The 19,096-nt window shown below is 65.4% G+C and carries 19 protein-coding genes; 4 read left to right on the forward strand and 15 right to left on the reverse strand.

Annotation, left to right across the window (positions count from 1 at the left end):
• Positions 1–50 precede the first annotated feature (50 nt).
• Positions 51–1,574 carry an IMP dehydrogenase gene (guaB, locus tag ASG84_RS03355; RefSeq protein ID WP_200936492.1) on the reverse strand — a complete coding sequence of 508 codons (1,524 nt, stop codon included), beginning with the start codon at positions 1,572–1,574 and terminating at the stop codon, positions 51–53.
• Positions 1,575–1,873: 299 nt separating this feature from the next.
• Between guaB and ASG84_RS03360 the strand changes: the two genes are divergently transcribed.
• The gene (locus ASG84_RS03360; RefSeq protein WP_032378069.1) at positions 1,874–2,278 is read left to right on the forward strand and encodes a DUF5319 domain-containing protein; all 405 of its coding nucleotides are present in this window, start codon (positions 1,874–1,876) and stop codon (positions 2,276–2,278) included.
• Positions 2,279–2,366: 88 nt separating this feature from the next.
• Here ASG84_RS03360 and ASG84_RS03365 read toward each other — a convergent pair whose 3' ends face one another.
• The 4 genes from ASG84_RS03365 to ASG84_RS03380 all read right to left on the reverse strand — a co-directional run bounded on the left by ASG84_RS03365 (position 2,367) and on the right by ASG84_RS03380 (position 5,317).
• Positions 2,367–3,383 carry an anti-sigma-D factor RsdA gene (locus ASG84_RS03365; RefSeq protein WP_057475633.1) on the reverse strand — a complete coding sequence of 339 codons (1,017 nt, stop codon included), beginning with the start codon at positions 3,381–3,383 and terminating at the stop codon, positions 2,367–2,369.
• Entirely contained in the window at positions 3,376–3,954 is a 579-nt protein-coding gene (locus ASG84_RS03370; protein ID WP_032376740.1) for a sigma-70 family RNA polymerase sigma factor, read from the reverse strand. Before ASG84_RS03370 ends, ASG84_RS03365 begins: the two co-directional genes overlap by 8 nt.
• Before the next feature lie 136 nt (positions 3,955–4,090).
• A complete protein-coding gene (locus tag ASG84_RS03375) occupies positions 4,091–4,918 on the reverse strand; it encodes a hypothetical protein (protein ID WP_156399367.1) in 828 nt (275 codons plus the stop codon).
• A gap of 204 nt (positions 4,919–5,122) precedes the next feature.
• Positions 5,123–5,317: a hypothetical protein gene (locus ASG84_RS03380; protein ID WP_057475635.1), complete on the reverse strand. Its 195-nt coding sequence runs from the start codon at positions 5,315–5,317 to the stop codon at positions 5,123–5,125.
• Between the two features lie 262 nt (positions 5,318–5,579).
• Between ASG84_RS03380 and ASG84_RS03385 the strand changes: the two genes are divergently transcribed.
• Complete coding sequence (locus ASG84_RS03385) at positions 5,580–5,873, forward strand: WhiB family transcriptional regulator (protein ID WP_027496361.1); 294 nt, start codon at positions 5,580–5,582, stop codon at positions 5,871–5,873.
• A gap of 82 nt (positions 5,874–5,955) precedes the next feature.
• Here the strand turns inward: ASG84_RS03385 and groL are convergent, their stop codons facing one another.
• Entirely contained in the window at positions 5,956–7,569 is a 1,614-nt protein-coding gene (gene groL, locus ASG84_RS03390) for a chaperonin GroEL (RefSeq protein ID WP_032376738.1), read from the reverse strand.
• A 97-nt stretch (positions 7,570–7,666) separates the two neighbouring features.
• Positions 7,667–7,966: a co-chaperone GroES gene (gene groES / locus ASG84_RS03395; RefSeq protein WP_008718149.1), complete on the reverse strand. Its 300-nt coding sequence runs from the start codon at positions 7,964–7,966 to the stop codon at positions 7,667–7,669.
• A gap of 547 nt (positions 7,967–8,513) precedes the next feature.
• Between groES and ASG84_RS03400 the strand changes: the two genes are divergently transcribed.
• A complete protein-coding gene (locus ASG84_RS03400; protein WP_162248308.1) occupies positions 8,514–10,208 on the forward strand; it encodes an Hsp70 family protein in 1,695 nt (564 codons plus the stop codon).
• On the opposite strand, the gene tsaD is transcribed toward ASG84_RS03400, so the two are convergent.
• From tsaD to ASG84_RS03435, 7 genes are all read right to left on the reverse strand, one after another.
• A complete protein-coding gene (gene tsaD, locus ASG84_RS03405; RefSeq protein WP_057475637.1) occupies positions 10,193–11,227 on the reverse strand; it encodes a tRNA (adenosine(37)-N6)-threonylcarbamoyltransferase complex transferase subunit TsaD in 1,035 nt (344 codons plus the stop codon). The two genes, ASG84_RS03400 and tsaD, sit on opposite strands and share 16 nt — an antisense overlap.
• A complete protein-coding gene (gene rimI / locus ASG84_RS03410; protein WP_057475638.1) occupies positions 11,224–11,715 on the reverse strand; it encodes a ribosomal protein S18-alanine N-acetyltransferase in 492 nt (163 codons plus the stop codon). Before rimI ends, tsaD begins: the two co-directional genes overlap by 4 nt.
• Positions 11,712–12,380, reverse strand: a complete 669-nt coding sequence (gene tsaB / locus ASG84_RS03415; protein WP_057475639.1) for a tRNA (adenosine(37)-N6)-threonylcarbamoyltransferase complex dimerization subunit type 1 TsaB — start codon at positions 12,378–12,380, stop codon at positions 11,712–11,714. Before tsaB ends, rimI begins: the two co-directional genes overlap by 4 nt.
• Positions 12,381–12,449: 69 nt before the next feature.
• Positions 12,450–12,986 (reverse strand): tRNA (adenosine(37)-N6)-threonylcarbamoyltransferase complex ATPase subunit type 1 TsaE, encoded by a 537-nt coding sequence (gene tsaE / locus ASG84_RS03420; RefSeq protein WP_057475640.1) that lies wholly within the window; start codon positions 12,984–12,986, stop codon positions 12,450–12,452.
• Positions 12,979–13,998 carry an alpha/beta fold hydrolase gene (locus tag ASG84_RS03425; protein WP_057475641.1) on the reverse strand — a complete coding sequence of 340 codons (1,020 nt, stop codon included), beginning with the start codon at positions 13,996–13,998 and terminating at the stop codon, positions 12,979–12,981. The genes tsaE and ASG84_RS03425 overlap by 8 nt, the downstream gene beginning before the upstream one ends.
• A gap of 2 nt (positions 13,999–14,000) precedes the next feature.
• Complete coding sequence (alr, locus tag ASG84_RS03430; RefSeq protein WP_057475642.1) at positions 14,001–15,191, reverse strand: alanine racemase; 1,191 nt, start codon at positions 15,189–15,191, stop codon at positions 14,001–14,003.
• 81 nt (positions 15,192–15,272) lie between these two features.
• Positions 15,273–16,706 (reverse strand): bifunctional ADP-dependent NAD(P)H-hydrate dehydratase/NAD(P)H-hydrate epimerase, encoded by a 1,434-nt coding sequence (locus ASG84_RS03435; protein WP_057475643.1) that lies wholly within the window; start codon positions 16,704–16,706, stop codon positions 15,273–15,275.
• Between the two features lie 90 nt (positions 16,707–16,796).
• Between ASG84_RS03435 and ASG84_RS03440 the strand changes: the two genes are divergently transcribed.
• Positions 16,797–17,171, forward strand: coding sequence for a cupredoxin domain-containing protein (locus ASG84_RS03440; protein ID WP_057475644.1), 375 nt, complete (start codon positions 16,797–16,799; stop codon positions 17,169–17,171).
• A 7-nt stretch (positions 17,172–17,178) separates the two neighbouring features.
• Here the strand turns inward: ASG84_RS03440 and glmS are convergent, their stop codons facing one another.
• A complete protein-coding gene (glmS, locus tag ASG84_RS03445) occupies positions 17,179–19,041 on the reverse strand; it encodes a glutamine--fructose-6-phosphate transaminase (isomerizing) (protein ID WP_032404684.1) in 1,863 nt (620 codons plus the stop codon).
• Between the last annotated feature and the right edge of the window lie 55 nt (positions 19,042–19,096).

Here is a 19,096-nt window from a genome sequence, read left to right on the forward strand (position 1 = left end):
ACCTTTCTACTTCGGGAGCGAATCGAGTCGGCCGACTGAGGCCGAAGCGACTATCGGGTGGTGTAGTTCGGAGCCTCTGCGGTCATCGTGATGTCGTGCGGATGGCTCTCCTTGAGCCCGGCCGCGGTGATCTGCACGAACTGAGCCTGCTGCAGGTCTTCGATCGAGTTGGACCCGGTGTACCCCATCGCAGCGCGCAGGCCACCGGTGAGCTGGTGAATGACCTGATTGAGCGGTCCGCGATACGGGACACGGCCTTCGATGCCCTCGGGCACCAACTTGTCCTCGGCCAACACGTCGTCCTGGAAGTAGCGGTCCTTGGAGAACGACTTCGCTCCCCCGCGTCCCTGCATCGCACCGAGAGAACCCATGCCGCGGTAGCTCTTGAACTGCTTGCCGCCCACCAGAATCAGCTCACCGGGGGACTCGGCCGTTCCCGCCAGCAGCGATCCGAGCATGGCGGTCGAGGCACCTGCGGCGAGGGCCTTCGCAATGTCACCGGAGAACTGCATACCGCCGTCGGCGATGACCGGCACACCGTGCGGCTTGCACGCGGCGACGGCTTCGAGGATGGCGGTGATCTGCGGAGCCCCGACGCCTGCGACCACGCGGGTGGTGCAGATGGATCCCGGCCCGACGCCGACCTTGACCGCGTCTGCACCGGCCTCGACGAGAGCGAGTGCGCCTGCACGGGTGGCAACGTTTCCGCCGACGACCTGAACCCGATCGCCCACCTCTGCCTTGAGCTTGCTGACCATCTCCAGGACCTGCGAGTTGTGGCCGTGCGCCGTGTCGACGATGACGACGTCGACACCGGCATCGGTCAGGGCCATCGAACGAGCCCACGCGTCCTGTCCGACACCCACCGCAGCACCGACGAGCAATCGGCCGTCACGGTCCTTGGTGGCGTTGGGATGCTGTTCGGTCTTGACGAAGTCCTTGACCGTGATGAGGCCGGTCAGTGCGCCTTTGCCGTCGACGATCGGGAGCTTCTCGATCTTGTGGCGACGTAGCAGGCCGAGAGCGGCCTCCGCGGTGACGCCCTCCTGCGCGGTGATGAGGGGAGCCTTGGTCATGACATCGGCGACGCGGCGGTTCTGATCCACCTCGAAGCGCATGTCGCGGTTGGTGATGATGCCGACGAGTGCGCCGGTCTCGTCGGTGACGGGCAAACCCGAGATGCGGAAGCGCGCGCACATGGCGTCGACCTCGGCCAACGAATCGGTGGGCTTGCAGGTGACCGGATCGGTGACCATGCCGGCCTCGGAGCGCTTGACGGTTTCCACCTGCGACGCCTGATCCTGCAGCGACAGGTTGCGGTGCAGCACGCCCATACCGCCGGCGCGCGCCATCGCGATCGCCATCCGCGCCTCGGTGACGGTGTCCATGGCCGAGCTGACCAGAGGCACCCGCAACCGGATCTCACGGGTGATCTGGCTGGACGTGTCGACCGAACTCGGGATCAGGTCCGAAGCGGCCGGCAGCAGCAGGACGTCGTCGAACGTGAGGCCGAGCATCGCGACCTTGGTGGGATCGTCGCCGCCTGTGCGGACGTGGGCTCCGGGACTACTCATGCGAATCTGGCCCTCCCTAGAGCCTGGTCGCACTTCGGCGCGGCGTGCGGCCGGTGAGAGCTCGCAGGCGCACCGGAATGCGGGATTGGAGAACGGATGGAGTTTCGGCACTTGCACTCATCTGTTCAGCGCCGTGAACCATGGTATCGGCTAGGGCACAACCAGTGCGAATGCCTCCCACTACGGCCTGCCCGAGACCTGGAAATCTCGTCTATCGGCAGCGATACACGGCATCGACGTCCGGCATGTCGCATTCGAACAGCTGGCGCAGACCCACCAATCCTGCGTACCGTGGAGGCGTGCGCGATCAACTGCCTCCCGGTTTACCCCCGGACCCCTTCGCCGGAGACCCAGCCGACCCGTCGGCCGCCCTCGACGCAATCGAGCCCGGCCAGCCCCTGGATCCTCAGGAACGTCTGGCCGTCGAGGAAGATCTGGCCGACCTCGCTGTCTACGAAGCATTGCTCGGCCACCGCGGCATCCGCGGCCTGGTCGTGTGTTGCGAGGACTGCCAGCAGGACCACTACCACGACTGGGACATGCTCCGCGCGAACTTGTTGCAGCTTTTGGTCGACGGCACCGTACGGCCGCACGAGCCGGCCTACGACCCCGTACCCGACGCCTACGTGACCTGGGATTACTGCCGCGGCTTCGCGGATGCATCGATGAACGACGCCCTGCACGGCGACGGTTTCGACAGCTGAGCTTCGGCGCGAACTCCGCAATACGAAGAAGCCCGACACGATGATCGTGTCGGGCTTCTTCGTTGTTCAGGAGGAATCGAGAACTCGCTCAGCTACCGCCGGACGGGACCGACATCCGATCGCGATTCGCGGACGAACTTCCGTCGGCCGTAGCCGTCGGCTCGTTCGGGTCGACAGGGGCTGTCGGTGTGACAGCGGTCGTCGTCGGACTCGGACTCGTCGTGACCGGAGGGCTGTCCGGTGTGGTCGTTTCCGGAATCGGAGTGACCGGAACTGCGCTGGTGTCGGGCACCAACGCGTCCACCGGGGCCTGCGGGGCGACAACCTCGGAGCTGGGTGCCGCTGCGGGCGCACTCGGAACCGCCGCAGGGGGCGGTACGGGCACGGGAACCGTCAACGCCTGCAACTCCTGCAGCAGACGCGCCAGCCACTGGTCGAGCTCGGCGCGCTGCGAATCGTCGAGTACAGCCGAAGTGCGGTTCGATGCACCATCGAGCAGAGCCCGAGCCGCGTCGGCATCACCCGACGACAGAAGGTTTTCGGCCTCCTGCAGCTTGGACGTCGTATCGATCTGCGCCACAGTCGAATCGGCCTGCTCGGAGAACACGACGGACTTGACGCTCCACAGCGGATCGTCGGGTGTCGAGTTGTAGGAGATGACAACCAAGCCACCCATCACCACAGCGATCGCCGCAGCGGCACCGGCAATGGGACGCAGCAAACGCATCCGGCCGCCACGGTTCGCCGAGCTCCTTCGCGCCATGTCGGCGGCGAGCTTCTCGCGTTCCACCGATGCCACGACCACGTCCAGGGACGGGCCGGCGGGCATTGCCGGAGCAATCACATCTGCTCGCCAGTTGGCGAGAAGAAGGGCCAGTTGATACTCGTCCGCGTCATCGGTAGCGATCGGTCCGTCACCACTGATCGCGTCGATGAACGCATCGTCACGACGTACGGCAACGAGGTCCACGGGACCACCGTCTGCACCGATGTCGGCATAGGGATCGTTCTGCTTCGGTCCAGTGGGGTTCACGTGCTCACCGATTCGCGAGATTCCGCGACGCGGAGTCTCGCCGGAGCCACCGTGACCAATGTCCCTAGCCATACATTTCACCTGCTCTCACAACTTCGTTCTTCAGTTTTGCGATAGCTCGGTGCTGAGCCACGCGGATAGCGCCTGCAGTGCTGCCGACTGCCGCTGCTGTTTCCTCGGCCGACAATCCGACGATGAGTCGGAGCACCAGAATTTCTCGGTGCTTGGCGGGCAAGGTGTCCAGCAGTGCAGTCATCTGACGACTCGACTCGGATTCGAGAGCGCGTTGCTCCGGTCCGTGTTCCATCGACACGACATCTGGTACTTCGGCGGCCGGGTCCGATTTGTTACGCGAGGCGCTGCGATGGGCATCGGCGACCTTGTGAGCCGCGATGCCGTACACGAATGCCATGAACGGACGACCTTGGTCCTGGTAACGCGGCAAGGCGGTCATGACTGCCAAACAGACCTCCTGCGCCACATCGTCGGCCGACAACTGACCGCGCTCCGCCGATCCGACTCGTGCCCGGCAATACCGAACGACAAGTGGTCGAATGAACTCCAAGACCCGGGACAGAGCCAGTCGATCGCCTTGCGCTGCGGCAACGACGAAAGAGTCCAACTCCTCACCCGCTGTGTTCATCGTCGACAATTTTCCCCGCGTTACAGGTACGCACCCGCCTGGGAGCGCTTCCACGTGGTGGTGGAACGTGACCAAGGATAGCGACACCACCCCGTCGCAACCGAACCGCTCGGTCCGTGTCCGATCGCAGTCCTGGTCAGCCGATCGACGAACCACCGCGGCGATCGATCGCCGCGGCGAGAGCGACAGAGGTCACCATGCCCGCGTCGGCAATTCCGGTTCCTTCGCAGAGCATCGTCGCGGCCCAGCGCAAGGGCAGCAGACCGTGCATCGCCGCAGCGCTGGCCACCTGGACCGCCGAATCGTGTGCACGGGCGGCCTGTCCTGCGCAACTCAGCGCAGCCGCCAGTATCAGGTCCGTCTTGATGCTGTGGCGTAACGAATCGGCATCGTTGGCGAGAGCCCGCGCCGATTCGGCGTGTCGGAGGGCCGTCGAGGCGTCGCCGCGCACCATCGCCAGTTCGGCAGATACCCACGCAGCTCGCAGGGCCGGACGCCACAGGTCATGGCCGTTCGGCCCGAGTCGATACTCCTCGCTGCGCTCGAGCAGGGTCTGCGCCACGCCGAACCGCCCCGTGCCGAGCGCGTCGGCAGCGAGGCCGATCAACGCATCACTGCGGGCTTCGACCGCGGCTGTCGATCGCGGAGGTCCTACGAGACCGACGAGAAACACCGCCTTTCCGTCGAAGCGACGCGCCCGCTCGTGCCGACCCAGTTGACGCAGCCACGAGGCTCTGGTCGACGCGTGCAACGACTGGAGTTCGAGGCTGTGAGGTCGGTGCCGCCGTAGCTCGACATCCGCCGCGCCGTATCGACCTTGGCCGGCCAACGCCACACTGCGGTACCAGCTCTCGCGTGGTCCGACCGCCGCGGGCACCGGAAATCGGCCGGGTTCGGCACCGAATGCGACGTCGAAGAGGTCGGAGGGCGTCGCAGTGAACCGCGAGATCTGCTCTGGTGGCACGACGCAAGGGTAGGCCTCGCCATCCGTGTGGCGAGAATTCGTGATCGCTCCCGGCACGCTCCGCGAGGTCTGCATTTCGTGAACGAAACGCAGTTTTCAAGGAATTAACAATGCAAAAAAGGCTGTTCAGGAAACAACGATCTGAACGCTGTGTGGCGAATAGGTTAAACGCTCCACCGAAACGGTGAACTGTGCCGACAAATCTCAGCGGTCGTTGTCCGACGCCTCGGCCCGAGACATGCCATTCCAGACTCCGGCATCGATAACCGCTTGCAGTCCCGTTGCCGCCGAGAACACCGAACCGACCGGCCGGCAGCACATGAACTTCTGGAGCCGCCACGGGGCCCCGAACAGGGAGAACTGCGAAAGATGTCCGGCCAACCGACCACTCGCGGTCACAGTTTCCGACGCCGAATCAGTGCGTCCGCGGGACGGACGCCGAGCCGCGCCCCTCCCTATCGTCTCCCGTGTTCGCGGATTCTTCAACAGGAGCAGCACGCACGCGGTGCGGTTCAAGTAAATATCGCCCGTGTTAATTCTTGGCCGCATAACTATGCATTTGCCCACGACCGAGAACTATTGACTCGATTTCGTCGACCCACATAACGTTGTCGGCATTCGGATCACGAATCCGAGAAGCCACACCACCCTAGGAGTTTCCATGCCGCAGCCGAATCACCTCCCTGGGCCGAACGCCGATATTTGGGATTGGCAGATGCACGGCCTGTGCCGTGGGGTCGACTCGTCCATGTTCTTCCACCCGGACGGCGAGCGAGGCCGCGCACGAGCGCAGCGCGAGATGCGCGCCAAGGAAATGTGCCGCAGCTGCCCCGTTCTCGCGCAGTGCCGCACACACGCTCTCAACGTCAGTGAGCCGTACGGCATCTGGGGCGGAATGTCCGAGACCGAACGAGAACTACACGCGCGGCACAACCGTCGCCGAATTGCGGTCTAGTCGACGCAGCACTCGCGAGTGCAAGCACGACGAAGCCCCCAACCCGTGCGGGTTGGGGGCTTCGTCGTTGTTCTACCGAATGTCAGTGAGCGTGACCGTGGCCGGCAGCAGGCTCGGCGGCCTCTTCCGGCTTCTCCACGATCGAGCTCTCGGTCGTCAGGATCATCCGAGCAACCGATGCAGCGTTGACCACAGCCGATCGAGTCACCTTCACCGGATCCACGACGCCGTCGGCCAGCAGGTCACCGTACGTCAGGGTCGCGGCATTGAATCCGTGTCCCTTCGGCAGCTCGGCAACTTTGCTGACCACGACGGAACCGTCGATGCCGGCGTTGGTGGCGATCCAGAACAGCGGCGCGTTGAGTGCGGTACGCACCACGGCGACACCGGTCGCTTCGTCGCCGGTCAGGCCCAGGTCATCGGCCAGCGACAACGCTGCCTGCGTCAGAGCGGAGCCACCGCCGGGAACGATGCCCTCTTCGACGGCCGCCTTGGCTGCTGCCACTGCGTCGTCGACGCGGAACTTGCGTTCCTTGAGCTCGGTCTCGGTAGCTGCGCCGACCTTGATGACGGCGATACCGCCCGAGAGCTTCGCCAGACGCTCTTCGAGCTTCTCGCGGTCCCACTCGGACTCGGTGTTCTCGATTTCGCGGCGCAACTGGCCGACGCGAGCATCGATGTCTTCCTGGGAACCCGCACCGTCGACGATGGTCGTGTCGTCCTTGGTGACCACAACGCGACGAGCGCGCCCGAGAAGCTCGAGGCCGGCTTCCTTCAGGCTCAGACCGACGTCGGCAGTGATGACCTGTCCCGCAGTCACGACGGCGAGGTCGTCCAGGAACGCCTTGCGACGATCTCCGAAGAACGGTGCCTTCACGGCGACGGCCTTGATCGTCTTACGAATCGAGTTCACGACGAGCGTCGAGAGAACTTCGCCCTCGGTGTCCTCGGCCAGGATGAGCAACGGCTTGCCGCTCTCGGCAACCTTCTCCAGCAGCGGAAGGAAGTCCGGAAGCGAGGTGATCTTCTCGCGGTAGAGCAGGACGTACGCGTCTTCGAGTACGGCTTCCTGCGTGTCGACGTCGGTGACGAAGTACGGCGAGAGGTAGCCCTTGTCGAACTGAACGCCCTCGGTGACCGAGAGTTCCGTGAGCAGGGTCGAAGACTCTTCGACGGTGACCACGCCATCGGCACCGACGCGAGTGAGCGCCTCACCGACCAGTTCGCCGATCTCGGGGTCACGTGAGGACACTGTGGCCACCTGAGCAATGGCTTGCTTGCCCTCGACCGGAGTAGCGGCGGCGAGCAGTGCCTCGGCGACCTTGTCGGCAGCCTTGGAGATCCCGACGCCGAGGGCGATCGGGTTCGCACCGGCGGCGATGTTCTTCAGTCCGCCGCGCACGAGAGCCTGCGCGAGAACCGTCGCGGTGGTGGTTCCGTCGCCGGCGACGTCGTTGGTCTTGGTCGCGACGCTCTTGACCAGCTGTGCGCCCAAGTTCTCGAACGGGTCTTCCAGGTCGATCTCACGAGCGATCGACACGCCGTCGTTGGTGACGGTCGGTCCGCCGAATGCCTTGGACAGGACTACGTGGCGTCCACGTGGTCCGAGAGTGACCTTGACTGCGTCGGCAAGTTTGTCGACGCCGCGCTCGAGTGACCGGCGCGCTTCCTCGTTGAATTGGATTTGCTTTGCCATGTTTCGGTGTTACTCCTTCGAGTAAAGAAACTCGATCGAACGCACACCGCCCCGGCACCGACACGAGATCGGCTTCCGGGGCGGGGTGCGTTGTGGCCTACTTGGCGATGACTGCCAGCACGTCGCGTGCCGACAGGATCAGGTACTCCTCGCCGGCGTACTTGATCTCGGTGCCGCCGTACTTGCTGTAGATGACGGTGTCACCTTCTTTGACGTCGACCGGGATGCGGTTGCCCTTTTCGGTGACACGGCCTTCGCCAACGGCGACGACGGTGCCTTCCTGAGGCTTCTCCTTGGCTGTGTCGGGGATGACCAGACCGGAGGCGGTCGTCGTCTCGGCCTCGTTGGCCTGGACGAGGATCTTGTCCTCGAGCGGCTTGATTTTCACGCTCGCCACGTTGAGCCCTCCAAAGTTATGGGGTACGCGTCCGGGGTCGGATCCCCGGACAGCTGTGTGTAAGTACTTCTCGTGCGGTCCTGACAAACGGCTCGAACTCGTTCCCGTCGTCGCGGGTGCCGGGACTTCGCTCGATGCCAACTAGCACTCTATACACGAGAGTGCCAGCACTCAAGGGCTGGGTTCGCCAGATTCGAGCCGACGCGTACCCGGACGGTCTTCCGCCGTCCACGATGCGCGGTTTCTCGGACGCCCACAATCGGAAAACTCGGAAAATCAAGCCTCGAAACGCCGATGCTGCTCACGATTTCCACGTTTTTCCGACTTATCACACCTCCACCGAAAGGCCAGGTGAACCACCACGAACGTCCTCCCGATAACCGACCGCATGGAATATAACGCTCGCATAAAGGCGGCAAGTAACGTTACGATAACGGGGCTGTCAGAACGATAACGATCGACAGCTGGGTCGCGACATGAGGCTCGAGACAGTCGAACCGGACAGGCAAACAGGGGCGGGTGGTGCAGCATGCGGGTAGGAGTGGGAGTGTCCACCGGATCCGAGGTCGTCTGCGCAGCCCTCGTCACTGTCGACGTCGACGGCAGTCGCACGGTCGAGTACCGGACCGTGTCGGCGGATCGCCAGGCGAACACCGATATGGGTGAGCTCGTCACCTCCGCCATCGAGCTGATGGCATCGCTGATTCCCGGACGTCGGTCACCCGACGCCATCGCCGTCACCTACCGCACCGAGGAGCACGCCGCGAGAATTCGCGGTGCCTTGACGCACACCACTCGCGACGTTCGACTCGTGCCCGAATCCGCGGCGGCAGTTGCGCACCTGACGACCACCGGCCTGATCGACGGCTACGACACGATCGCTCTGGTCGATCTCGGAGCGTCGGGGCTGTCGGTCACCGTCACCGACCGAACTGCGGGAACGGTGTCCGCGCACGACCGGTCGGATGTCGTCAGCGGTAACGCACTGGACGCTCTCGTGAAGAATCTCGTCCAGGACATGACCCGCGACAACCTCCGAGACGACATTCGCGACGACCGCGGAATCGGATCGGCACGGTGCCGATCGATCAAAGAACAACTGTCCTGCGAAGACGAAGTCCGGATCGAGCGCTACAACGGGGTACCGCTGACCGTCGACCGCAGTGCATTCGAGACCGCTGCATCTCCGCTCCTGCGCGAAGCAGCCCAGTTCGTCCGCAGAGTGTTCGACGAGAGCACCCACGAACCCGAGGCCATCGTGCTCATCGGCGGCGGAGCCCACATCCCGCTGCTGGCCTCGTCCATGTCCGACATGTTCCACGCCCGCGTCGTTCGCCTCCCCGAACCCGACGCCGTCCTTGCTGTGGGTGCCGCTGCGGTCGCCGCGTCGGTGACCGACACCGACTACCCACTGGTCTCGGCTGCGCGCCGAACCGCCGGCCGGATGAGTCGCTACTCGGGTGCGATAGCTGCCGCCGTGGTCGCGGGCGGACTGGTGCTCGCCTACGGCCTACAGACGATGACGCCGGCGGACGACCCGAGCGTGTCCCCCGCCGGCAGCGCGACAAACCCCGTCGCGGGCTCCGGCGACTCGGGACGACCTGCAGCCGAGGGTTATTCGCCCGGTGACACATCGACCTCCAATCGCACCTCGGGAGATCCCGCAAGCTCGGCGGCAACCACGGTGGAGTCGACGGATTCATCGTCCGGACTCACCACGTCCGACGCACCGACCACCACGCCGACGCTGCGACCCGCTCCCGACCTCCCGCGCATCGAATGGCCGGTCGGGCCGCCGTCGTCGTCACCCGAAGCCGGCACCGGTGTCACCGTCGTACCTCCGACACCGATCACACCCGAGCCCACGACAACTGGACCGACCACCACCCTGCCTGTCGAGCCCACCGACCCCGATGCGGGCGAGACCCCTGGTACGACAACGCCGTCCGGCCCCATCGAGCTCAGCCCAGGACCGACACCGCAACCGTCCGCCGAGGTGATACCGCAGAGCGGTGTGGAATCCAGCGGTGCCGAAAACAGCGGCGTGGAACCGACCGAATCGGTCACGGTTCCGACGACGGTAATTCGCGGCTCCGATCCCACTCCGGAACTGACCCCTCCGCCGACCGTCTGGTCGCCACCGCCTGCGGTGTCCGGCGAGAGCGTCGAACCCAGCACATCGCAGGACACGACTGCACCCCAGACCTTCGGGCCCGTTCCGGACGTTCAGCCAGGAACCTGACTGGTCGCAACCGACAGACCCGGATCGGTCACTGCGGTGAGCGCGGACGGCGCAGCGCCGCCGGCGACGAGATGCGCACCCAGGGCGGCAATCATGACACCGTTGTCCGTGCACAGCCTCGGCTTCGGTATCCGTAAGGTCAAACCCTGTTCGGCACAACGACTTTCGATCAAAGACCGGATACGTGAATTCGCCGTGGCACCCCCGCCGAGCACGATCGTGTCGACATCGACGTCGGTCGCCGCACGAACCGCCTTCATCGTCAACACATCGGCAACGGACTCCTGAAACGATGCGGCGATGTCGGCTACCGGAACGGGATCGCCTGCGCGTTGCCTGGCCTCGACGAATCGAGCGACCGCGGTCTTGACTCCGGAGAACGAGAAGTCGTACCGCGCATCACGAGGGCCGGTCATTCCCCGAGGAAACGCTATCGCGGACGGATCCCCTTCGCGCGCAGCAGCATCGAGAGCAGGGCCGCCCGGGTAGCCCAATCCGAGTAGTCGTGCGACCTTGTCGAAGGCCTCCCCCGCGGCGTCGTCGACCGTCGTTCCGAGCTCGGCGATCGGCCGAGACAGATCGTCGACGTGCAGCAGATGAGTGTGCCCACCGGAGACCAACAGGGCAACACACGGCGGCATCGGACCGTGTTCGAGCGTGTCGACCGCGACGTGTCCACCGAGATGGTTCACCGCATAGAAGGGCACCCCCCAGGCTGCGGCGTAGGCCTTGGCAGCAGCAACCCCGACCAGTAGCGCTCCGGCCAATCCCGGCCCGATCGTCACCGCGACGGCGTCGGGACGATCGATGTCGGCCGTCGCCAGAGCTCGCCGCATGGTCGGCACGATGGCTTCGAGGTGCGCCCGTGACGCGACCTCCGGCACCACTCCGCCGTATCGGGCGTGCTCGTCGACGCTCGATGCCACCTCGTCCGCGAGCAGCTCGCACTGTCCAGCGTTCCACCGGACGATCCCGACTCCCGTTTCATCGCAGGAGCTTTCGATACCCATCACGATCATCGGGCTGATCCTTCGGTTCGTTCCGGCCGACGCATGGTGAAGGCGTCGGCTCCACTGGGCTGGTAGTACTTGGCCCTGGTGCCCACGATCTCGAACCCCTCCCGTCGGTACAACTCGATGGCCGGCTCGTTGTCGGTGCGGACCTCGAGAAAGACCGGTCCTCCGTGCTCGTCGGCCACACGAAGCAGCTCGCCGAGCAGTCGTCCGCCGATCCCTCTTCGATGATGAGCCGGATCGACGCCGATGGTGTGCACCTCGGACTCACCGACCACGAATGCACCGCGGCTCGGCTGCCCCAGCAGGGCGATGCCTGCGTAGCCGACCACCTCGCTGCCCTCGCGCGCCGTGACGTAATGGTTGTGGGGCGCAGCCAGTTCCGCGACGAATGCGTCCTCGGACCATGGGTCGTCGCCCTCGAAGAGCACGGTCTCGAGGTACGCGCATCGAGGCGCGTCCTGCACGGTCATGGGTTCGATCGACAGCGTCATTGCCGAGCCTTCGCCGCGGCGCGCTCGTCGAGGGTCTTGGCATCGGGGCGGCGCAGATACAGCGGAACGAGCGGACCGGGCGCGACTCCGCTCGCGATATCGGCCGCGGCGACCCGAATCAAACCGGCCGGCGACGGTGCCTGCACGTCGCGAATCGGAAGGTCGAACTGCGCAGCATGCGGAGCCGAGCCGGCGACCGCATCGATTCCGAGACGGTCCAGCTCGGCCGGCGCGATCACATCGGGGCCTGCAGTGCGAACTCCGGATTCATAACGTGCCCAATAGATTTCGCGACGGCGCGCGTCGGTCACCACCAACAGGGTTCCGGACTCTGCGACATCGGCAGCAATGGCGTCGAGGCTGCAGACCCCGTACACCGGTACCCCGAGTGCATCACCGAACGCCGCTGCCGTCGCCATTCCCACCCGCAACCCGGTGTAGGGGCCGGGTCCGACGCCGACGACAACGGCACCGAGATCGGCCGCGGTGATGTGGGCGTCGGTGAGGCACTCGAGAATATTGGGCGTCAGGATCTCCGCGTGCGACCGTGCATCCACCCGAACCCGCGTGGCGAGGGTTTCGACCGGGGCACCGGCGGCCTCCGTCAGACGCACCACACCTGCGGTGACGGCGGGAGTCGAAGTGTCGACGGCAAGTACAAGCACGAGGACTCAGGTTACGCGTCGACGCGGGCATGTACGCATTCACGTGGTGTGCGAAACGAACGTCGTCTGTTAAGGCACTTCGCGCACGTTCGGGCCGGGCGGCGACACAGGGCCGATCCCGGCCTTGCCGACTCGGCGAACGCTCACGCGTCGAATATCCGATTCCGGATCGCGCGCCAATCGAACCGAGACGTGTCCGTCGGTCAGTTTTTCGACCAAGCCCTCGCCCCACTCGACCACGACCACCGCATCGGTGAGGTCGGTGTCCAAATCCAGCGCATCGAGTTCGTCGAGCGCCGATTGTCCGGTCATCCCGAGCCGATAGGCATCGACGTGCACGAGCGCAACCGGCGGTAGGCCATGCGGCCGCGGTCCGGGCCGATGCTCCCGGGCAATGACGAAGGTGGGCGACGTCACGCGCCCCTGCACACCGAGACCCTCGGCAATACCTTTGGTCATCGCTGTCTTCCCTGCGCCCAACGGACCGTCGAGAATCACCAGATCACCCGCGACCAGAACATCTGCCAACCGTGCGCCGAACTCGGCAGTGTCTGCGGCAGTGACCAACTCGGCGTCCACCGGCAGCGTGAACTGCACGTCAGACAACGCCCCACCGCCGCTTCTTGCCTGCGGCTTCCGACGCTCGGGCCACGAGCCGCAGTATTGCGCCGTTGACCTGCTCGGGAAACTCCAGCTGAACGAGATGTCCGCCTTGCCGGACGCGCACCGTCTCCGAACGCGGCAAGGCCTGCGCGAGCGCCTCGGAACTGGCGAACGGGATGATCCAGTCCTCGTCGCCACACACCACCGACACTGGAATGTTCTCGAATTCCACGAGCGCCTCGGACTCGTCGTGCAGCTCGAGTGTCTCGAGAAAGTTGACGATCGTGACAACCGAGGTGTCGTCGATCATCGATTGAGAGAATGCCACCAGGCGCGGGGAAACTCGGGTGCCGTAGGACGCCGCACGCAGTACCGGTGAAATCAGGGCGCGCACCGCACCACGGCCGAACTGTACGACGCCCGGCGAAGTTCGGACCGCGAGGCGGAACGCATCGACGGCCGGATTCTGCAGACTACGACCGACTCCGGATTGTGCGAGACCGGCAGCGGTCGTCGAGATCAGCACCGCGCCGATGACTCGCTGACGGAGCACCTCCGACCGCTGCCGTGCCATGGACAGAATCGACATTCCGCCCATCGAGTGACCGACCAGGACGATGCGTCCCTTCGGCACCACCGAACGGATGACCGCATCGAGATCGAGGCCGAGCTGACCGATCGTGCAGCTCTCCGGGGTCGGCACCCCCGAGCGACCGTGCCCGCGCTGATCGTAGAAGACCATCCGAACCGTGGAACCCCACTGCTGTTCGAGAGCACGGCGCTGGAAATGCCAGGACGATGTGCGCAGACAATAACCGTGCACGAAAACCACGGTCAGCTCTGCGTCGGTCGGACCGACCTCACGCACCGCCAACGGCACACCGTCGTCCGCGGTGACGATGCTGCCGCGGTCCGCGTCCATGAGGTCGAGGTTCTCCGTGGCGAGCGGGTCCTTGTTGGATCGGAACGCCGTCTCGCGCACCACAATTGCAATACTCTCCAGCAATCCGAGCATGTTTATTCAGTCGCCTCCCCTGAGCGCGCGCCGACGAACTGGCGTCGAACACGTCCACGAATGCCGGTGACGACCTCGTAGCTGATCGTGTCGAGCGCATCTGCCCAATCCTGGGCGTGCGCCTCCCCCTTGTCCCCTGGCCCGAAGAGTAACGCCTCGTCGCCGACAGCGACACCCGAGCCGCTGCCGCCGAGGTCGACGACGAACTGGTCCATGCACACACGCCCCACCGACGGGAAACGTCGCCCAGCGATCGTCACTTCGAACCGCCCACCGAGACTGCGGACGACGCCGTCTGCATACCCGAGAGCGATGAGCGCGACCACGGTGTCGGCCTGAGCGGTCCAGGTGTATCCGTACGACACCGATTCACCCTTGCTCACCTTCTTGATGTTCGCTACCTGCGCCGACAACGTCATCACCGGCTGCAAACCGAACATTCCCAACTGCGGCACAGGCGACAAACCGTACAGAGCAATACCCGGACGGACCATGTCGAAACAGAGATCGGGTCTGGTCAACGTGGCCGCCGAATTGGACAGATGCACGACGGCTGGAGGCGTTCCGCGCCGGGTGGCGCGGCTCACCGCGTCACGCAGCCGGTCAGCTTGGGCGTCGTTGGCCGGGTGCCCCGGTTCGTCGGCGCACGCCAAGTGCGAGAACATACCGACCAAGTCCACGGCTCCCTCCGCGACAGCGGCCGCCGTCGCGTCGAGAACGACATCGAGATCTGCTTCCGCGACCCCGTTGCGATTGAGTCCGGTATCGACCTTGAGCGAGACGTCTGCGGCCCGACCGACTCTGCGCGCTGCTCCCACCACGGCGTCGAGCTGGGCTGCCGTGGACACCCCGATCCCCACCTGTGCAGCGACAGCGGCGTCGAAGTCGGAATCCGTTCGATGCAACCATGCCAGCACCGGAACGCCGATTCCCGCTGCACGGAGTTCGAGGGCCTCGCCGATCGTCGTGACGCCGATCTCCTGCGCGCCTGCTGAGACTGCGGCGTGGGCGACCTCGACGGCACCGTGGTTGTACCCGTCGGCCTTGAGCACGGCCATCACGCCGGCGTCGCCGGCGAACTGTTGCAACACGCGCACGTTGTGGCCCACTGCGTCGAGGTCGACGGACGCCACCGCGCCCGAACCGGTCCTCTCGTCACCGCAGCCGATACTCACAACATTCGATAGTGCCATCCGAGCCGGTACTACGACGGATCAGGGTGGCACAACTCGTGACACATCCGGTTACGCGAGTGGGACCTGCAACTATCTCGATCAGTCCGTGAGCGAGCGCACGGTACGGATCGCGTCCGAGATGGATGCGCACAGTGGGCTCGCCGACACGGGCGCCGCGAACTCCCCGCGTGATCCATGTGCCGCGCGCGCTGCAGCGAGCGCATGGACCTTCGCCCCGCAGGCCGCCGCGGTGGAGGGCGACATCCCGGACGCGAGCAGGGCCCCGAGGATTCCGGAGAGAACGTCGCCGGATCCGGCGGTCGATGCGGCCGATCCCCCGGCGTCGCTGACCAAGGTGGTGCCGTCGGCATCGGCCATGATCGTTGCGCGTCCCTTGAGCAGCACGGTCACACCCCAGCGCGCGGCAAGATCGCGCACCGCCCCCACGCGGTCGGGGCTCGGGTCCGTCCCGGTAAGGCGTGCGAATTCTCCGGCGTGCGGGGTGAGCAGAGTCGGTGCGGTGCGCCCGGCGACCCAGTGTTCGTTGCCCGCGAGAATGGTCAGAGCATCGGCATCGACGACGACCGGCAGATCCGATTCCAGCACCCGGCGCACTGTCTCCGCCGAGGGCTCGTCGGTGCCGAAGCCTGGACCCACCACCCATGCCTGCACCCTCCCCGCTGCGTCGAGATTTGGAGCGGCGACCACCTCCGGATAATGCGAAACGACCTCTGCACCGGCGCTTCCCACGTAGCGGACCATTCCGGAGGTGGCCGCGACCGCCGCCCCGACACAGAGCAGTGCGGCACCCGGGAACGTGGCGCTGCCGGCGAGGATTCCCACCACGCCCTGCGAATATTTGTCGTCCGAGGCGGTAGGGATGGGCCAGATCTGCCCGACGTCGGCCGGCTCGAACGATGCCAGCATCGGTGCCGGAAGCGACAGCCCGATGTCGATCAGTTCGACTCGGCCACAACGAGGTACAGCGAGAACATGGACGGGCTTGCGCGCGCCGAACGTCACCGTCACATCGGCCGTCACCGCCGGGCCCGGCGCGGCACCGGTCTCGGCGTCCACACCGCTGGGTACGTCCACCGACACGATCGGTGCGGTGATCTGCGCAACGACCGCAGCTGCATCGGGCCGCAGTGGACCCCGTCCGGAAATCCCCACGATGGCGTCGATCACGACGTCGGCCGGTCCGCACTGCGTCACCACCCGTCCGCCCGACGAGCGCAGGGCCTCCAGCCCTTCGGCATGCGCACGTGCCGGATCGAGAAGCAGCGCGGACACCGAGACGCCCCGTCGACGCAGATAGGCCCCCGCCCACAGACCGTCGCCACCGTTGTCACCCGTGCCCACCAGAATCGTCACGCGCCGTCCCGCGACGCCGCCCGTGCGCGCCGTGAGCTCGGCCGCCACCACTGTTGCCAAGCCGTAGGCAGCGCGACGCATGAGAACGCCGTTCGGCAGGGAATTCAATAGCGGCGCTTCCGCATTCCGTATCTGCTCGGGTGTGTAGTAGGCGCGCATGCCGAGGTCCTCTCGTTACCCGCTGGCGTGAACCTCGAGCCTACGTGCGTCCGATCGGAGCCCCGCGACGTAGCCGGTTAGCCTCGAAGGATGACACCTCGCGGCGGTGGACCGGCAGCGTTCACGCTCACGGTCCTGCTCCCGATCGTTCTCGCCACGACCGGCTGCACCGAGGACCCGTCGACTCTGACGGTGCACGAATCGATCGCCGACGCCACCGTGCAGGTGGCCGGAACGGCCTACTCTCCTGCGTCGGTCACGATCGACGCCGGCCAGAGTGTGGCCTGGCATTTCGCCGATCGCGGCGTCGGACACAACGTGGTCGGTCTCGGAGCGGCCTCGACCCTCCTACACAGCCCCATGCTCGGATACGGCGACTACGTGCAGACTTTCGACGAGCCCGGCACCTACCTCTACTACTGCACCCTCCATCCGCAGATGAAGGGTGCAGTAGTAGTCAGATGATCACGCGCTACTCGACGGTGACGGACTTCGCCAGATTGCGCGGCTTGTCCACGTCGTAACCCCGCGCCTGGGCGACCTCGGCAGCGAACACCTGCAACGGGATCGTCGACAGCAACGGCTGCAACAGTGTGGAGGCGGCCGGTATCTCGATCAAGTTGTCGGCGAACGGCCGCACTGCCTCGTCACCTTCCTCGGCGATGACGACGGTCCGGGCACCACGCGCCTGGATCTCTCGAATGTTGCTCAACATCTTCGAGTGCAGCACCGCGCGGCCCTTCGGCGAGGGCATCACGATGATCACCGGAACACCGTCCTCGATCAGAGCGATCGGCCCATGCTTGAGCTCGCCCGCCGCGAAACCTTCCGCGTGCATATACGCGAGCTCCTTGAGCTTGAGCGCGCCTTCGAGAGCAACCGGATACCCGACGTGTCGACCGAGGAAGAGAATGGTCGTCGCCGTCGACAGCTCTCGGGCGAGTGCCCGGACCGGCTCGACGGTCTCGAGAACTCGCTGCACCAACTCGGGCATGGCTTCGAGTTCGGCGAATTCGCGGGCGACCTCGTCGGGGTACTTGGTGCCGCGCGCCTGTGCCAGAGCGAGGCCGACCAGGTAGTTCGCGGTCACCTGAGCGAGGAATGCCTTGGTCGACGCGACGCCGATCTCCGGGCCTGCCCGGGTGTAGAGGACGGCGTCGGCCTCACGAGGAATCTGTGACCCATTGGTGTTGCAAACGGCGAGGACACGCGCCTTCTGATCCTTGGCGTGCCGCACGGCTTCGAGGGTGTCTGCGGTCTCGCCCGACTGCGAGATGGCCACGACCAGGGTCGATCGGTCCAGGACCGGGTCGCGGTAGCGGAATTCGCTGGCCAGTTCCACCTCGACCGGCAGCCTGGTCCAGTGCTCGATCGCGTACTTGGCGAGCAGACCCGAGTGGTATGCGCTGCCGCAGGCCACGACGAACACCTTGTCGACGTCGCGCAGTTCCTGATCGGACAACCGCTGTTCGTCGAGCACGATCCGACCGTTGTCGAAGTGGCCGAGCAACGTATCCGCCACGGCGGCAGGCTGCTCCTGGATCTCCTTGAGCATGAAGTAGTCATGACCGCCCTTCTCGGCGGCCGCCAGATCCCAGTCGATTCGGAACGGGCGCCCCTGCGCCTCGTTGCCCTCGAAATCACTGATGTCGTATCCGTCTGCAGTGATCACGACAACCTGATCCTGGCCGAGTTCGACGGCGTCGCGCGTGTGCTCGATGAACGCCGCGACATCGGAACCGAGGAACATCTCACCGTCACCGACGCCCAACACCAGCGGCGTGGACCGGCGTGCCGCAACGATCGTGTCGGCGTGATCGGAATGAGTGAACACCAGGGTGAACGCACCCTCGAGTCGACGCAGGACAGCTTTGGCGCTGGCCACGAAGTTGCCCGCGGTCGGACCGTCTGCGTAGGCCCGCGAAACGAGGTGCACTGCGACCTCGGTGTCGGTATCGGACAGGAACTCGACCCCGGCAGCTTCCAATTCGGCCCGAAGCGGACCGAAGTTCTCGATGATGCCGTTGTGCACCACGGCAACCGTGCCCGACGCATCCCGGTGGGGGTGAGCGTTGCGGTCGGTCGGACGGCCGTGTGTCGCCCACCGGGTGTGACCCATGCCGGTGGTGCCGACGAACGTGTCGGTGCCGATGTCGTCCAGCTCGGCTTCGAGATTCGCGAGCCGACCTGCTTTTCGTTCGACTGCCGTCGCCCCTGCTCCGTCGAGAATTGCGATACCCGCAGAGTCGTAGCCCCGATATTCCATACGCCGAAGCGCTTCGACCACCACACCCAGAGCTGGGCGGTGGCCGACATAACCCACGATTCCGCACATGGTGGTTCAGGGTACTCGGCACGGCGCGCACGACCCATTCGCTCGGGTCGACGTG

The organism is Rhodococcus sp. Leaf278 (genome assembly GCF_001426085.1).
Lineage (GTDB): Bacteria > Actinomycetota > Actinomycetes > Mycobacteriales > Mycobacteriaceae > Rhodococcoides.

What these genes read in the sequence shown, in the direction of transcription:
- guaB (WP_200936492.1), bottom strand. Translation starts at nt 1,574, where the DNA reads ATGAGTAGTCCCGGAGCCCACGTCCGCACAGGCGGCGACGATCCCACC.
- ASG84_RS03365 (WP_057475633.1), bottom strand. Translation starts at nt 3,383, where the DNA reads ATGGCTAGGGACATTGGTCACGGTGGCTCCGGCGAGACTCCGCGTCGC.
- ASG84_RS03370 (WP_032376740.1), bottom strand. Translation starts at nt 3,954, where the DNA reads ATGAACACAGCGGGTGAGGAGTTGGACTCTTTCGTCGTTGCCGCAGCG.
- ASG84_RS03385 (WP_027496361.1), top strand. Translation starts at nt 5,580, where the DNA reads ATGCCGCAGCCGAATCACCTCCCTGGGCCGAACGCCGATATTTGGGAT.
- groL (WP_032376738.1), bottom strand. Translation starts at nt 7,569, where the DNA reads ATGGCAAAGCAAATCCAATTCAACGAGGAAGCGCGCCGGTCACTCGAG.
- tsaD (WP_057475637.1), bottom strand. Translation starts at nt 11,227, where the DNA reads ATGATCGTGATGGGTATCGAAAGCTCCTGCGATGAAACGGGAGTCGGG.
- rimI (WP_057475638.1), bottom strand. Translation starts at nt 11,715, where the DNA reads ATGACGCTGTCGATCGAACCCATGACCGTGCAGGACGCGCCTCGATGC.
- ASG84_RS03425 (WP_057475641.1), bottom strand. Translation starts at nt 13,998, where the DNA reads ATGCTCGGATTGCTGGAGAGTATTGCAATTGTGGTGCGCGAGACGGCG.
- alr (WP_057475642.1), bottom strand. Translation starts at nt 15,191, where the DNA reads ATGGCACTATCGAATGTTGTGAGTATCGGCTGCGGTGACGAGAGGACC.
- ASG84_RS03435 (WP_057475643.1), bottom strand. Translation starts at nt 16,706, where the DNA reads ATGCGCGCCTACTACACACCCGAGCAGATACGGAATGCGGAAGCGCCG.
- ASG84_RS03440 (WP_057475644.1), top strand. Translation starts at nt 16,797, where the DNA reads ATGACACCTCGCGGCGGTGGACCGGCAGCGTTCACGCTCACGGTCCTG.
- glmS (WP_032404684.1), bottom strand. Translation starts at nt 19,041, where the DNA reads ATGTGCGGAATCGTGGGTTATGTCGGCCACCGCCCAGCTCTGGGTGTG.